This is a genomic window from Micromonospora sp. NPDC023888 (assembly GCF_040639415.1).
Classification (GTDB): Bacteria; Actinomycetota; Actinomycetes; order Mycobacteriales; family Micromonosporaceae; genus Micromonospora.
In genome coordinates this window covers 105617-120559 of sequence record NZ_JBEZZW010000022.1, presented here as the reverse complement: position 1 = coordinate 120559, position 14943 = coordinate 105617, and the positions used below count along the sequence as shown (strand labels likewise).

At 75.0% G+C, this 14943-nt stretch carries 9 protein-coding genes and 1 pseudogene; 2 read left to right on the top strand and 8 right to left on the bottom strand.

The genetic code is table 11. The features are described 5' to 3' along the window. Positions 1-42: 42 nt before the first annotated feature. The 4 genes and pseudogenes from AB0F61_RS20640 to AB0F61_RS20625 all read right to left on the bottom strand — a co-directional run. Complete coding sequence (locus AB0F61_RS20640; RefSeq protein WP_357811943.1) at positions 43-1338, bottom strand: DUF2314 domain-containing protein; 1296 nt, start codon at positions 1336-1338, stop codon at positions 43-45. Between the two features lie 66 nt (positions 1339-1404). Beyond that, the gene (locus AB0F61_RS20635; RefSeq protein WP_357811941.1) at positions 1405-2178 is read right to left on the bottom strand and encodes an adenosylcobinamide-GDP ribazoletransferase; all 774 of its coding nucleotides are present in this window, start codon (positions 2176-2178) and stop codon (positions 1405-1407) included. After that, the gene (locus tag AB0F61_RS20630) at positions 2168-4069 is read right to left on the bottom strand and encodes a bifunctional adenosylcobinamide kinase/adenosylcobinamide-phosphate guanylyltransferase (protein ID WP_357811939.1); all 1902 of its coding nucleotides are present in this window, start codon (positions 4067-4069) and stop codon (positions 2168-2170) included. The genes AB0F61_RS20635 and AB0F61_RS20630 overlap by 11 nt, the downstream gene beginning before the upstream one ends. 1085 nt (positions 4070-5154) lie before the next feature. Beyond that, positions 5155-5964, bottom strand: a pseudogene (locus tag AB0F61_RS20625) (serine/threonine-protein kinase); the annotation flags it as partial. 144 nt (positions 5965-6108) lie between these two features. On the opposite strand from AB0F61_RS20625, the gene AB0F61_RS20620 reads away from it, so the two are divergent. Both AB0F61_RS20620 and AB0F61_RS20615 read left to right on the top strand, forming a co-directional pair. Continuing rightward, entirely contained in the window at positions 6109-6309 is a 201-nt protein-coding gene (locus AB0F61_RS20620) for a hypothetical protein (RefSeq protein ID WP_196918986.1), read from the top strand. Beyond that, a complete protein-coding gene (locus AB0F61_RS20615; protein ID WP_357811970.1) occupies positions 6309-7106 on the top strand; it encodes a site-2 protease family protein in 798 nt (265 codons plus the stop codon). The genes AB0F61_RS20620 and AB0F61_RS20615 overlap by 1 nt, the downstream gene beginning before the upstream one ends. Positions 7107-7204: 98 nt before the next feature. Here AB0F61_RS20615 and AB0F61_RS20610 read toward each other — a convergent pair whose 3' ends face one another. From AB0F61_RS20610 to AB0F61_RS20595, 4 genes are all read right to left on the bottom strand, one after another. Next, positions 7205-8203: an aldo/keto reductase family protein gene (locus AB0F61_RS20610; RefSeq protein WP_357811937.1), complete on the bottom strand. Its 999-nt coding sequence runs from the start codon at positions 8201-8203 to the stop codon at positions 7205-7207. A gap of 43 nt (positions 8204-8246) precedes the next feature. Next, positions 8247-13169, bottom strand: coding sequence for a WG repeat-containing protein (locus AB0F61_RS20605; protein WP_357811935.1), 4923 nt, complete (start codon positions 13167-13169; stop codon positions 8247-8249). A gap of 372 nt (positions 13170-13541) precedes the next feature. After that, the gene (locus tag AB0F61_RS20600; protein WP_357811933.1) at positions 13542-14102 is read right to left on the bottom strand and encodes an XRE family transcriptional regulator; all 561 of its coding nucleotides are present in this window, start codon (positions 14100-14102) and stop codon (positions 13542-13544) included. A 241-nt stretch (positions 14103-14343) separates the two neighbouring features. Next, a complete protein-coding gene (locus AB0F61_RS20595) occupies positions 14344-14937 on the bottom strand; it encodes a DUF3043 domain-containing protein (RefSeq protein WP_357811931.1) in 594 nt (197 codons plus the stop codon). Between the last annotated feature and the right edge of the window lie 6 nt (positions 14938-14943).

Genomic DNA, 14943 nt, shown 5'->3' with positions numbered 1-14943 from the left:
GGTGGGGTGGGGTGGGGTGGGGTGGGTGGGGTGGGGGTGGGGTCAGCGTGCGGCGGTGGGGGGTTCGCCGGAGTCCAGGACGGCCTGGGTCCAGCCGCCCTCGATGACGCCTGTGGCGTCGAGGATCGCCCAGTCGACCACGTCGGACGTCTCCACGACCACCGGGGCGCCGATGCGGACGCTCGGGTCGGTGTTGGCGTCGCTGGCGCTCACGCCGACGATCCGCTCCGGGGTGTCCCACGAGGTCACGCCCGCCCACACGTACTCCGGGCCGTCGTCGCCGGGCAGGCCGTACTTGACCACCAACTGCGACTCGGCGGGCAACCGACCGGCCACGAACCGGACCCGCGCGTCACCAAGCGCCGCCCGCGCCGTGGCGACCGCCCGGCTCATCGCGTCACCGGAGCGGGCGTAGCGCACGTCCGGCTGGATCCCGGAGAACAGGGTGGCGCAGGCGGCGGCGAAGTAGCGCCCGTCCGGGCCCGGGTGACCGGCCGGCGGACGCAGGCTCAGGAACGAGTCGGCCTCCGGGTCCGTCGCCGGGTCCAGCTCCAGGCGCAGCAGCACCGGGGCCGTCGCGCCGTGCTGCTCCGGATTGCCGTACGCCACCGCGATGTCGTGCCCGGTGACAGTGGCCAGCACCGGTAGCTGCACGAACGCCGGAACCTCCTCGCCGGTGAGCCCGTCGGTCCAGTCCCGCAGCAGCCGACGGGCCGCCCCGGTCATCACCGCACCCCAGGCGCGGGTGAGGTGGTCCGGCACCCCCTGGGTCTGCAGTTCGAGCAGCCCGAATCGGCGCAGCCCCTTGGTGGTGAACCACAGCCCTTCGGTGTCCGAGGAGTACGGCACCAGCACCCAGTCGACAAGCCGGATGCGGCCCTGCTCGTCGGGGAGTGAGCGCAGCGCGGTCGCCGGGTCGAGGAACTGCAGACCGAAGACGTCCACGACGTCGCCGTCGACGGATTCCGCCACCGCTGCCGCGACCGCGCGGGCCGCCCACTCGTGCGCGGGCGGCCAACCGGGCCGGTATTCGGCCTGCACGACCACCAGGTGGGTCGCCGCGGCCAGCCGGGCCAACTGCTCCTTGGTGGCGCCGAACGCGGTGAGCAGGTCCGGCGGCAGTTCGGGAAAATCGGCGATCGGCCTGGTGTCGACGCTCATCAGCGGGCTGTCCAGCATCTGCCGGGCCAGCCCGTGCACCGGCTCGGCCAGCCGACCGCTCAGCGCCGCCACCGCGGTCTTCGCGCTGACCTTCGGCAGCCCCGCCATCGGCACCAGGTAGGTCGCGCTGAGCGACTCCGGCACCGGTACGGGCAGGAAGTCGTCCGTGATGAGCATGCTGGGTCCCCCGGTGGCCGTGCCGGTGCTGTCGAGCCGAACGCTACCCGGCCCGCCGTGCCCGCTTCAGGCGGACAGCACCAGACCCAGGTAGACCAGCGTGGTGACCATCTCGACGGTCGCGCCGAGCACGTCGCCGGTGATCCCGCCGAGCCGGCGTACCACGTGGGTCAGCAGCGCGAGGGCGACGGCCAGCGCGGCGGCGACGGCCAGCGGCCCCTGCCACGGGCGGCCCGGCACCGCGGGCACCGCCAGCAGCGCGACGGCGACCGCGCCGACGGCAACTGCCACCGGGCCGACCGTGCCCGCCACCAGCGCGCCGAGCCCGTCCGGTCGGGCCGCCGGCACTCCCCGCCGGCAGGCCACCGTGACGCCGAACCGCCCGGCGGCGGTCGCCGCGACCACCGCCGCGAGAGCCGCCGGCCCGGACCGCCCCACGAGGTCGGCAAGCACCGCCGCCTGCACCAGCAGTACGACCACCAGGGCGACCACCCCGAACGGGCCGACGTCCGGCTTCTTCATGATCTCCAGTGCGGCAGCCCCCCGCCGGTACGAGCCGAGCGCGTCCACTGTGTCGGCCAGCCCGTCCAGGTGCAGCCCGCGGGTGAGCAGTGCGCCCACGCCGACCGTCACACCCGCGGCCACCAGTGGGGGAGCGACCGCGCCGGTCAGCAGCAGCACACCGGCCAGCAGGGCGCCGAGCAGCGCGCCGACCGCCGGGGCGAGTGCCATCGCGGTGCCGGCGACCGGGCGGTCGATCCGCCCGGCCCGCACCGGCAACGTGGTGAACGTGGTGACCGCCAGCCGGGTTCCCGCGAGGAACCGCGACTCAGCCGGCACGCCAACCCGACGTCGGCTGCTCGTCCGCCCCGGTGCTGGCCGGACCCGGACCGGCCGGCTCCGGCTCGGTGAAGTCGGACTCGTCGAGAGTCACGTCCGGGTCGGCCTCGTCGGCGCTCGGGCTCGGGTCCTCGTCGCCGCCGAGCGACGGGTGGACCGGCAGGGCCGCGGCCAGGGCGAGCACCGAGCGCAGCAGCGGGAGCGCGACAAGCGCGTTCGCGCCCTCGCCGAGATCCATCCGCAGGTCGAGCAGTGGGGTGAGGCCGAGCACGTCGGCGGCGAGCCGCACCGCCGGGTGACCGCCATGGTCGGCGAGCAGGCACCAGTGCCGGGCCTGCCCGGCCAGGTCGCGGCTGACCATGCCGGCGGCCAGCCCGACCGGCCCGTCGAGCAGCACCGGCACCCGGCGGGCGGTGGCGCCGAGCAGCACGCCGCTGGCCACCGCGACGTCGCCGCCGCCCAACTCGGCCAGGATGTCCTTCGCACCGCGCGACGAGCGGCGGGTGCGGTGCAGGGCGTCGCGTACCGCCGCGCAGCGGATCATCCACGCCGCGTCGTCGATCTCGCCGGAGCCGGTGATGACCCGGCCCAGCACGGCGGGCGGCTCCGCGCCCGCCGTCGCCGCGAGCACCGCCGCGGCCGCCGCCTCGGTGCCGGCTCCGCACGCCCCCAGCACCAGTAGCTGTACGCCCGCGTCGGCGGCCTGCTCGGCGAGCCGCCACCCGTAGCGCAGCGCGGACTCCACCTGGTCGAGCGAGAGCGCCGGCTGGTCCTCGATCGGCGCGGCGGCCGGAGTGTCCACCACCTGGAGGCTGGCGCCACTCTCGGCGGCGAGTCGCGCCAACGCGCCCCGCCCGGCGCGGGCCTGCGCGGCCCGCCGCGCCGACTCACCGGCGACGGTGCCGGCCGACGCCCCGCCGGCGTGGTCGCCGTGCAGCAGCAACACGCGTACCGACGCCCAGGCCTGCGGGGTGGTGGTGCCCTGGGTGGCGGCGGCGAAGCCGACCACCCGGTCCAGCACGCCCAGCCCGGCGCCGGGTACGTCAAGCGTGGCAAGTCGCTCCACCGCCTGCGGGCCCGCGTACTCGTCGGGCATCGGCAGCTCCATGCCCGGCTGGATGACCAGCCCGGTGGCCACCATCGGCAGCGCCATGGTCGGTGCGGCCCAGGGGTTGCCGGGCTCCTGGTTCGGTACGACCGGCGGCGTGTGGGTGAGCACGTCGGGAAGCTGCACCTCGGGGGTGGGCTCGGTGTCGGCCAGGCTCGCCACCACCTGGGCGGTCGCGCTGGCGGTGGCCGCCGGCTCGATCCCGCTCGCGGTCACCGCCGGGGCGGTCACGCCGGCCGCCGGCTTCAGCCAGACGGGCTGGCCGGCCACCACGAGCACCACCGTGTCGCAGGCGTCGGCGACCGCGCGGTTGGCCGCGCCCAACGCGTCGGTGAACGCCCGACCCAGCGGGGTGGTCGGCACCAGCGACAGCCCCACCTCGGGGCTCACCAGCACCAACCGGGCCGAGCAGGTGCGGATCGCCTCGGCCAGCTCGGCGATCGTCGCCACGTCGTCGGCCGGCTGGTGCTCCGGGTCGAGCAGCACCGTCACCCAGCCGCCGAGGTCGTCGACGAGCAGCGTCTCGTTGGGCTCGGCGGACGCGAGCACGTCGGCCAGCCTGCGCGGGTCCTCGGTGGTCTCCTCGGTGGTCCAGCTACCCGGGCGCCGGGCGCGGTGCGCCGCCAGCCGGGTCGCCCACTCGGTGTCCTCCGGGTCGCCCTCGGGCGCGGTGGCGAGGTAACGGACCACCGGCGCGTCGGTGACCAGGGACTCGGCGAACTCGGACTTGCCGGACCGGATACCGCCGAGCACCAGGACCGTGTTCCACCCGTCTACGGACATGCCCGTACCTTAAGGCCGCCCGGGGTCGCGGTGCCTGCCGGCCCGGTGCTTGCCGGTGATCAGTCGCAGTGTTCGAACCCGCTGCCGTAGCTGACCCCGCCGGTCGCGCCGCCCCACTTCACGCACGCACCGGCGGCGGAGGCCCGCACCGGCCCCGCGTAGTAGTCGAAGGACCCGCTGTCGGTGCTGCGGGCCCGTCCCTGCACCTCCAGGTACGCCGACACGGCCGTCTTGGTGCCGACCGCGGTGTCCTTCAGGGTGACCACGCAGTTGTTGCCGTTGCCCGAGTGGTAGAGCAGGTAGACGCGGCCCTGGCGGCGACCGCCACCGTCGGTCAGGGTCGCCGAGTCGATCACCTGGTAGCCGCTGCCGCACGCCTGCGCCGCGGAGTACGGGTTCGGTCGGCTCGACGGGCTGCCGCTTGACGTCGGTCGGGTGCTGGCCGTACCTGTCGGTGTGCCGCCCGGCGTTGCGGTGCCGGCCGGTCCGCCGACGGCCGTGGCGGCGGCGCGGGAACCGGTCGGGCCGGGCGTTGCCGGCCGGGTGGCGCGTGGTGTGCCGCTGGGCAGGGGGCCGGTGGTGGTGGTCGGGTCCCCGGTCGGCGGCGTGGCGTCGGTGGTCGTCACCGATCCGCCGGCAAGCGCGGGCGGCCGGTCCGCCGCACCGGGATCATCCTTGGGCCGCAGCGCCACCACTGCCACCGTCGCGACAAGCGCGACGAGGACGACCACGCCGGCCCCGACAAGCAGTGGCCGACGCCACCCCGGGCTTGTCGGGAGCGGGTCCTCGCGGGTCGGCTTCGGCTCGGTCGTCGGTTCGGCCGCGAAGGCCGCCGGTGCGCGCAGGGCGGCGGACCGCACCGGTACCGGCCCGGCCGGCGGGGGCGTCGCCACCTGCGGCGCGGCGGGTGGGGTAGCGGGTGGCGTGGCGGCCGGGACGGCCGATGGCGGGCTGGTGGCCGGGACGGCCGGTGGCGTGGTGCCCGGAGCGGGCGGGGAGGCGGTCGGCACGGGCGGGGCGGCCAACGCCCACGGTGGGCGGGCCGACACCGGGATGCGGGCCAGTGTCGCGTCGCGGGCGTCGGCGGCGGCAGCGGCCAACTCGGCGGCGCTGCCGAACCGCTCCGCCGGACGCTTGGACAGTGCGCGGGCCACCACGGCGGCGACCGCCGGCGGGGTGTCCGCCGGCAGCGCCGCCGGCTCCTCCTGGGCGTGCCGCAACGCCACCGCCAGCGGGCTGTCACCGTGGAAGGGCGGCTGCCCCGCCAGGCAGAAGTACGCCACCGCGCCGAGCGCGTAGACGTCGGTGGCGGCCGAGACCGGTTGCCCGCTGGCCTGCTCCGGGGACATGTACGAGGCGGTGCCGAGCACCATGTTCGCCGCGGTGAGCCCGGCCATGCCGCGCGACCGGGCGATGCCGAAATCGACGAGCACCACCCTGCCGTCCGCCTTGACGAGCAGGTTGCCCGGCTTCACGTCCCGGTGCACGATGCCGGCGAGGTGGGCGGTGTGCAGCGCGTCGGCGGCCTGGGCCAGCACCGACATGGTGGTGGCCGGATCCAGCCGCCCCGCCGTGCGTACCCGGGCGGACAACGGCTCGCCCTCGACGTACTCCATCACCAGGTAGTCGACCCGGCTGCCGTCGACGAGCGCGGCCTGCCCCACGTCGTGCACCGGAACCACGCCGGGGTGCCGCAGCGCGGCAAGCATCCGCGCCTCGGCCCGGAACCGGGCGGTGAACTCGGGGTCGGCGACCAGCGACGGCAGCAGCACCTTCACCGCGACCTCGCGTTCCAGCAGCACGTCCGTGCCGCGCCAGACCGCGCCCATCCCACCCGTCGCCACCCGCTCGCCCAGCCGGTACCGGTCGCCGAGCAGCACTCCCCGTGTCAGCACCGAGCCACCGTACCGGCCGGCGTCGATCGGATTGATCCACCCCGTGGGTCCCACCGGGGCGAGCGAGCGGCCGTTGCGCGCCGGGCCGACTACGCTGGCGAGGGTTCGTCCCACGGGGACATCAGCGGCGAGGGGAGACGCGGCATGGCGTGGAGCTGGCGGTACGAGGGCACGGACGGCCAGACGGTCGAGGGACCGGCGGAGTCGTTCAGCAGCCAGGCCGACGCCGAATCCTGGATCGGTCAGACCTGGCGGGAGCTCGCGGCGTCCGGCGTCACCTCGGTCGCACTCGTCGAGGACGACCGGGTGGAGTACCGGATGAGCCTGCTACCCACGGCCGAGTGATGGCCTACGACCGGCCGGGAGCCGACGGGCTGGTCCTCGGCGTGCCCAAGGCCGCGTTTCGGCCCAGCCCGCTCTTCCTCGGCCTGGTCGCGCTCTTCGCGGTCAGCGGGGTGCTGGCGTGGAACGGTTACGGCAGCGTCCGGTTCAACGTGTTCCTGTTCGTGGTGTCCGGCTGGCTGGTCTCGCTCTGCCTGCACGAGTACGCGCACGCGGTGGTGGCCTACCGGGCCGGCGACCGGGACATCGCCCATCGCGGCTACCTGACGCTCAACCCGTTGAAGTACACCCACCCGCTGCTGTCGATCGTGCTGCCGGTGGTGGTGCTGCTGCTCGGTGGCATCGGCCTGCCCGGCGGCGCGGTCTGGGTGGACCGGCATGCCATCCCGGGGCGACTGCGGCACACGCTTGTCAGCCTCGCCGGCCCGGCGACGAACGTGCTGTTCACGCTGGTGTTGGTGGCGGCGGTACGGATCGGCACCCAGTCGGGTGGCCCGGTGGAGTTCTGGGCCGGGGTGGCGCTGCTCGCCTTCCTCCAGCTCACCGCGAGCGTGTTGAACCTGCTGCCGGTGCCCGGCCTGGACGGCGGCAACATGATCCAGCCGTGGCTCAACCCGCAGTGGCGCAAGATGTACGACCTGTTCGCGCCGTACGGTTTCCTGCTGCTCTTCGCGCTGTTGTGGAATCCGCGCATCAGCGGCTGGTTCTTCGACGCGGTCTTCGCGGTCGGTGACCTGCTCGGTCTGCCCTCATGGCTCTACGCCGTCGGTCTCGACCTGATCCGGTTCTGGCAGAGCTGACCGGCGACGGGCGGTGCCGACCGGCCCGGCGACGGGCGGTGGAGCCGACCTGACCGGTCCGGTCGGCGCGTGGGTGCGCCGACCGGACCGGACCGGCGTCAGGGACGCTGTGCGGGGGACTCGGTCTTCGCCGGGTCCCGCTCGGTGACCGGCTCGACGATCTCGTCGATCGCCTTGAGCAGCGCGGAGTCGAGCTTCACCCCGGCCGCCTTGACGTTGTCGTGCACCTGCTCGGGGCGGGACGCGCCGATGATCGCCGACGAGACGTTCGGGTTCTGCAGGACCCACGCCACGGCGAGCTGGGCCATGCTGAGCCCGGCCTGCTCCGCGAGGGGCTTGAGCCGCTGCACCCGGGTGAGCACGTCGTCGTTCATGAACCGGGAGATGAAGCTCGCACCCGACTTCTCGTCGGTGGCCCGGGAACCAGCCGGCGGCGGCTGCCCCGGCAGGTACTTGCCGGACAGCACACCCTGTGCCATCGGCGACCAGACGATCTGCCCGATGCCCAGCTCCTCGCTGGCCGGCACGACCTCAGCCTCGATGACCCGCCAGAGCATCGAATACTGCGGCTGGTTGGAGACCAGCGGGATGTGCAGCTCCCGGGCAAGCGGGTGGGCGGCACGGAGCTGCTCGGCGGTCCACTCGGAGACACCGATGTAGTGCGCCTTGCCGGAGTGCACGACGTCGGCGAACGCCTCCATCGTCTCTTCCAGCGGGGTGCTGCTGTCGTAGCGGTGGGCCTGGTAGAGGTCCACGTAGTCGGTGCGCAGCCGGCGCAGCGAGCCGTTGATCGACTCCATGATGTGCTTGCGGGACAGGCCCCGGTCGTTGCGGCCCGGCCCGGTCGGCCAGTAGACCTTGGTGAAGATCTCCAGGCCCTCGCGACGCTCGTTCTGCAACGCCCGGCCGAGCACGTCCTCGGCCCGGGTGCCGGCGTACACGTCGGCGGTGTCGAAGGTGGTGATCCCCGCGTCGAGGGCGGCCCGGACGCAGGCGAACGCCGCGTCCTCCTCGACCTGTGAACCGTGGGTGATCCAGTTGCCGTACGAGATTTCACTGACCAGCAGGCCTGAACGGCCCAGGTGTCGGAATTCCATGTACCGACCCTAGCCCCGGTGGATCACCAGCGTCGAGCGGCGCTCAGAGCACCGGGTTGGCGTCGGTGAGCAGCCGATCGATCTCCGCCAACACCTCGGCGCGATCGCGGTGCACGAGGTCGATCAGTGGTTCGCCGCGCCGGTCCAGCGCACCCCAGCGCCCGCCGCTGCCGACCAGGAACGCCACCGGGTGGATGACCAGCCTCGGGTGGGTCGGCGGGACCAGCACCGCGCCGGTGCGGTCCACCACCCCGCGCCGGCCGGCCACGTCGACCACGGCGAGCCCCTCGTCGGTGAAGCCGTCGACCTGCTGGCCGTCGGCCAACTCGGTGACGAACCCGTGGTAGCGGGTGGGCACGACGATCCGGCCGGTCCGGTCGACCGCCCCCCACCCCTCGCGCCGAACCGCCGCCAACCCGCGGCGGAACGGTCGTACCTCGGCGAAGTTGGGCGCGACCTGCACCGCGCCGGTCGCGTCGATGGCCGTCCAACCGCCCTCGCCGACCACCCAGGCCAGGCCGTCGTTGAAGGGGTGCGCCGCCCGGTACGACGGCGGGATCACCGTCGTGCCGAGCAGGTTGATCAGCGACCACCGGTCGGTGTCCGGCCGGCGAACCCAGGCCAGCCCGTCGTGGAACGGCTGCGCCTCGGCGTACCGGGCGGGGATGACCACGTCGCCGTCCTGGCCGGTGTAACCCCACAGCGGCCCGTCCCGCTCCGGCACCGGGGGCCGGTCCCGGTCGAGCACCTCGTCCCGACCCCGGCGGTACGGCCCGAAGCCGTCGGCCGCTGCCCGGACGGCGACCGCGTCGAGGGCCACCCGGACCCGGTCCAGCAGTTCCGCGTCGCCGGCACCGCGCAGGTCGAGCGCCTGCTCGAAGTGCTCGCAGGCCTCCATGAGCCGTCCCTGGTCGTAACACGACCGTCCGGCGTGCTCGTGCAGTGCGGCCCGCAGCCGGTCGGGTAGCTCGATCGAGTTGGCCTGGGCGAAGAGTTGGTCAGCCTCGGCGAAGTTGCCACGCCAGCGCAGGACGTGGGCCAGCCGGGCCTGGGCCAACGAGGTCCGGCGCAGCTCGCCGGTGGCCTCGGCGTAGGTGAGGGCGAGCCGACCATCGGCCAGCGCGTCGTCCAGGTCGCCGAGGATCCGCGAGGCCACCGCCCGGAGGCTGAGCAGCCGGGCCCGGGCGCGGTTGTCGACCGCCGAGCCCAGCTTCTCGGTCAGCCGCCGCCGGATGGCCCGCAGGTCGTCCGGCTCCGTCAGCTCCTCGCGCAGGGTGACCGGGTCCAACCGCCAGCGGTACGCGGCGAGGACCTGCTCCGGGTCGCCCGGGTCGGCCAGCGACGGGCGGGTCGGCGCCGGTGGAGCGTTGCCGGGTGGTGCGGAGACGGGCGCGTCCTGCCCGCGCGAGCCGGTCCTCGGGCCGGGAACGTCGGGGGCGGGTGGTGCGGACGTCGGCACCACCGACGCCGGTGGCGCGGAGACGGGCGGCGCGTAGGTGGGCTGTGTCGGTGCGGGTGGCGCGGAGGTGGGCGGCGCGTAGGTCTGCTGTGTCGGTGCGGGTGGCGCGGAGGTGGGCGGCGCGTAGGTGGGCTGTGTCGGTGCGGGTGGCGCGGAGGTGGGCGGCGCGTAGGTCTGCTGTGTCGGTGCGGGCGGCGCGGAGACGGGCGGCGCGGAGACGGGTGCTGCCGACGTGGGTGTTGGGGCGATCGGCGGGGCGGAGACGGGTGGCTCGTAAGCCGGCTCTGTCGACGCGGGTGGTGCGGAGACGGGCGCGGGGGCGATCGGCGGTGCGGACACGGGCGGAGGCACCGACGCGGGCGGCGCGGAGACCGGTGCTGCGGACAGCGGTGGCGCGGAGACCGGTGCGGCGGAGGCGGGCGGCGCGGAGACGGGTGCCGCGGCGACCGGGGGCGCGGGCGCTGGGGGTGCGAAAATGGGCGTCAGGGTCGGCGGCGTGGGATCGGCCGGGACCGGCGGGGCCGAGACCGGTGCTCCCGAGACGGGAGAATCGTTGTCATCAGACATTGCGGACGGGGCCGGTAGTGCGACGTCATCCGACCAGTCGTCGGCTCGCGAGCCGTCCGTCGACCCGGTGGTGTCCGGACCGCCCTCGGCGTCGGACGGCCAGCCGTACGGTTCGGCGTCGTCAGTGGAGTCGTACGCATCGGGATCGGCGTTCCCGACCAGGTCAGCGGTGACCAACTGCTGCTCGGCGTCGGCGACGACCTCGGCCTGCTGGTGCGGCGTCGCGGTGGCAGGCGCGCCGGAGACGGGCCGATCGTCGTGTGCCGGTGCCGGTCCGACAGGTGTCTGCGCCTCGTCCTGCGGGTCGTCGGCTTCGGCGTCGACGCTCGGGCGTGCGGGCGGCGCGGAGACGGGCTGCGGAGTATCGGCCGCTGTCGAGGGGCCTCCGTGCTCGTCACTCGGATCGGGACGGACGTCGGTGGTCGGCGCCCACGGCTCCCGGCCCGAAGTGGTCGACGCCGCGGACGGGTCGGATGTCGGTGTGGTGGACAGGTCGAGATCGTTTGCCGTCGACTCGTCACCGGCCAACTCGGACGACTGCCGGTCGTCAGCGGCCGACTCGGACGACTGCCGGTCCGGCGCAGGCTCGCCCGGATCCGGGTCGGCGGCCTGAGCGGGGCTGAACCACGCCTCCGGCCCGCGGGTGCCCGCAACCTCGTCCGGGTCGCGAACCTCGGCGAGCGGCTCTTCTGAGGGTGGCGGCGGTACGTAGCGGCGCGGCGTGCCAGGGGCGAGCGGAAGTGCCGCGCCGGCGTCCCGCACCGGGGGCTCCGGGGCCGCCGCTGTCGGGGCGGGCGTGGTCGCCGTCGGCTTGGGGACCTGCCAGGTGGGCGGCGGCGCGACCGCCGGGCGGGCGTCCGCCGTCGGAGCCGTCCGGTCCGGCGAGTCCGGGCGCTGCCCCGAAACCGTCCGGTCCGGAGAGTGCGGCCGGTCCGTGGAGTGCGGCCGGTCGGGAGAGTGCGGCCGGTCTGTGGAGTGCGGCCGGTCCGTGGAGTGCGGCCGGTCCGTGGAGTGCGGCCGGTCCGTGGAGTGCGTCCGGTCGGGGGAGTGCTGCCGGTCTGGGGAGGGTGGGCGCTGCCCCGAAACCGTCCGGTCGGGGGAGTGCGGCAGCGGGCGGTGGTCGGTCGGCGTGGTGCTGCCCGACGGGTCATCGAACCGGCGGCGGTCCGCGGTCGGCTCGCCGCCGTGCCGCTGGCCCGTCGGGCGGTCCGTGGAGTCCGGGCCGGGGTAACGCGGCGGTGCGGCGGGGTGTGCGCCGACGGGCGGCGGCGGTTCGGTCGGTGTCCGGCGCTCCGGCGGAGGTGGCACCTCCGAGCGCGGGTCGGAGGTCGGCGGGTCCACTGGCGCGGGCAGGTACTCCAGCCGGAGGCGTGCGGCGGGTGGGCCCGAGACGGGCACGGCGGAGGCGGGGGAAGCCGGAGCGGCCGAGACCGGAGCGGCCGAGACCGGTCGGTCCCGGTTGGGCGCAGCGGGGGACACAGGTGACGGCGGCGCCATCCGCTCCGGGGCGACCGGCGGGGCGTGACCGGCCGTCGACGGGGCGGTGGCGGCCGGGCGTACCTGTCGCTCCTCGTAGCGGGGTGGGGTGACCGCCGGCCGCTCGGGTCGCGCGTCCGGCCGCGACGGGACACCCGGCTCGACGCCGCGGTGTGGGTCCGCGGTGCGGTGCGGTTCGGTGCGCTGGCCGGGCTCCCGGGTGCGGTCCGGTCGGACCGGGCCCGGCGGCGGCCAGGGCAGGGTGCCGTCCGGCCGTTGGCCGGGCTGCGGCCGAGGCTCGCGGTAGGGGTTGTCGTGCGGCCGCTCCTCGCGGTACGTGTGCTCGCGATGTCCGTCCTGGCGGTACGCGTCCGGGCGGGCCTCCTCGCGGGGGCGCCGGTCCGGGTACGCCTCGGCGCGGGCCGCTGTCTCGCGGGGCTGCTGTCGGTGCGCGTCGCTGTCGGGCCGGCGCCGATCCTCGTCGCGGCGGGGATGGTCGGGCATCTCCGGCTCGGGCCGGTGCCGTCGTCCACCGTTGGGCGACGGCGGCGCGCCGGCCCCCTCGTCCGCGCGGTAGCGCCGCTCCGGGCGGCGAACGTCGTCGGCGGGCTGGTCCGGGTAACCGTCGGCGCGGTATCGGGTGCGGCCGTCGACGGGTGCCCACCTGTCGACTCCGTCGGCGACCCGGTCGTCGGCCAGCCGGCCGTCGTGGTCCCTTGTGGGTCGTGCGCCGTATCCGTCGACGGGGTGGCGGTCGTGACCGGCTGCCGGTCGCTCGTGCGTACCGCGCCGACGTGGTGCGTCGTCGGGCTCCGGCATCCAACCGGAATCGGAGCGGGGCGCGGGGGAGACCGGTGGCAGGCCAGGATGACCACGCTCCCGGTCGGTGGGCTCCGGCCGCTGGCGGCGGCTGTCGTACCGCTCGGACGGGGGCTGGTCCTGGTGCCAGGCGGCCTCCCGCGCGGGTCCTCGCTCCTCGACGGGGCGCCGGTCGGACCAGGCGGTACGCCGGTCCGACTCGGGGGAGCGGCGTTCGTCGCGCCGGGGCGGTTCGGGTAGTGGCCGACGGTACGGCTCGTGGTCGTAGGTGCGGGGGTTGGCGCTGTCGTTGCGGCCGTGGGTGGACGCGTCGGCGGAGCGCGCGTCGCTGCGGGGCCGGCCGTAGGTCGGTGTCTCGCCCGGCTCGTCATCCGGCCAGGAGCGGTTGTGGACCGCCGGTTCTTCCGGCGGTTCGTCGGCCCAGGACCGGCCGAGGTAGGTGCCGTCCGGGCGGGTGGGCGCGAGTGGTGGCACCTCGGCTCGGCCGGTCACCGTCGCCCGGCCACGCGGTGGCGGCTGGTGGACCACACCGATGTCGCCGGGGTAGCGCTGGCCGGGGAACTGGGGGTGCCACTCGGTGGTCGGTTCGACCACCCAGGACGGCTCGTTCGGGTCTGACCACCGGTCGGCGTAACGGCCGCTCATCGGCCGCGTCCGGCCACTCGGCCGACTCTCGCCGGAGGTGAGCGGTGCGCAGCCGTAGCCGGGTGATCGCCGGGCGTCCGGTCGCCGCCTGCCACGCCCCGGTGGCCGGCTCGCGTCCGCTCGCTCACGGCGTTGTCACCTCGTTGCAAATTGTCGTGCTGGGGCCTCACGTGCCGGTCAGGTCGCCTGCGCCGGCAGGCCGTGGCTGCGGATGGAGGGTAACGGCGTGGGCTCGCTCACCGCCACTGTGGTGCCGCCCACGGGTGCAAACGTTATCCCAATGGTTTCGGACATTTGGTCCTATAACCCAATCTGGTCTCCGACCCTACCCCATGGGACGGTCGGCTGGCTCGGGCCGATCGTCGCCCCGGGTCAGGGATGCTCCAGGATGAGGACGGCGAACGTGCCGGGAGCGAGCGCCTCGTAGCGGTGCGGGGCATCGCCGGGGAACGCCGCGTAGTCGCCGGGTCCGAGTTCGACAGGGGCCGTGTCGGGGCCGACGCGTAACCGGCCGGCGGCGACCACCACGTGTTCGGTGCTGCGCGGAGTGTGCCCGTCCGCGGCTCGGGCCGCGCCCGGCTCCAGCGCGATCAGGTAGACGTCCCGGCGCAGGTGTGCCGCCCCGGCGCTGAGCAGTGTGCCGGCGAAGTCGGCCTGCTCGGAGCGGACCTGGGGCCCGTCCCCGGCCCGGATCACCCGTACGGCGTGGTCGGCGGGCTCCACCAGCCGACTGAACGGCACGCCGAGCGCCACGCCCAGCGCCCAGAGCGTCTCCACGCTCGGGTTGCCGGTGCCCGACTCCAGTTGGGAGAGGGTCGACTTGGCGACCCCCGCCCGGCGGGCCAGCTCGGTGAGCGAGACGCCCACCCGTTCCCGCTCCCGGCGCAGGGCTGCGGCGATGGTGGCCAGCGGGGCGGCCGGTTCCGGAGGCATGCGTTCGCTCCATCGGGTCGGCGTTCGTTGTGGCGAACAGCGGCAGCCTGTCCAGCAGGATGAACCCTGCGTACGGTACAACGAACAGCGCCCGCTCCGAGGCCGCACGGCGGGCTTGCCCCCGGCCCGCCCACCAGCATCACCTCGGCAGTGCGCGGGTCGTCCAGCTACGGCGAAACCGCTGCCGCCGGGGACGCCGGGGACAGCGGTTCGCTGACGGTGCGGAGGTGGGAAGTCGGCGTCAGACCTTGTCGCCGAGCTTCACCTGCGGGGCCGGGGCGCGCATCCGCCGGAAGGTGATCGACCGCATGACCGCGTAGAGGTAGAGCGAGCCCATCCGCTGGTCGGTCTTCGGGAAGCGCTCCCGGACCAACCGGCTGATCTTGCGGCAGATCAACACCGAGTCGACGACCACGCCCAGGGCCAGCGCGCCCCAGAGCACGTTGGAGATCAACCGAACCAGCGGCGGCATGGCCGCGTTCGACCCGATCAGCACGATCAGCGCACCGCCGAAGAACCAGGTGCCGACGGTACGCCGGGAGTCGACCACGTTGCGGGCCAGCAGCCGCTCCGGACCCCGGTCGCGCGGGCCGCCCTCACGGCGGAACTCCGACGCGGCGTCGGCGCGCAGTTGGCGACGACGCTCCCGCTCCTCCTCCTTGGTGAGGGGGCGGCTGGGGCCGGCCGGGCGGCGACCCACGGTCGGCCGCTTCGGCGTCTCCCGACCCTTGGCCGGGGTGTAACCCCGGGCACGCTCGGCGGTCTCCTCGGTGGTCACCGAGGAGACGGCCTCGTCGACGAGGTCGGTGGACTTGCGGCGAAAGAGCGACGGCACGCGGCA

Excerpts from the sequence above, each read along its gene's own strand:
- AB0F61_RS20640 (WP_357811943.1), bottom strand. The coding sequence starts at position 1,338 with ATGCTCATCACGGACGACTTCCTGCCCGTACCGGTGCCGGAGTCGCTC.
- AB0F61_RS20630 (WP_357811939.1), bottom strand. The coding sequence starts at position 4,069 with ATGTCCGTAGACGGGTGGAACACGGTCCTGGTGCTCGGCGGTATCCGG.
- AB0F61_RS20620 (WP_196918986.1), top strand. The coding sequence starts at position 6,109 with ATGGCGTGGAGCTGGCGGTACGAGGGCACGGACGGCCAGACGGTCGAG.
- AB0F61_RS20615 (WP_357811970.1), top strand. The coding sequence starts at position 6,309 with ATGGCCTACGACCGGCCGGGAGCCGACGGGCTGGTCCTCGGCGTGCCC.
- AB0F61_RS20610 (WP_357811937.1), bottom strand. The coding sequence starts at position 8,203 with ATGGAATTCCGACACCTGGGCCGTTCAGGCCTGCTGGTCAGTGAAATC.
- AB0F61_RS20605 (WP_357811935.1), bottom strand. The coding sequence starts at position 13,169 with ATGAGCGGCCGTTACGCCGACCGGTGGTCAGACCCGAACGAGCCGTCC.
- AB0F61_RS20600 (WP_357811933.1), bottom strand. The coding sequence starts at position 14,102 with ATGCCTCCGGAACCGGCCGCCCCGCTGGCCACCATCGCCGCAGCCCTG.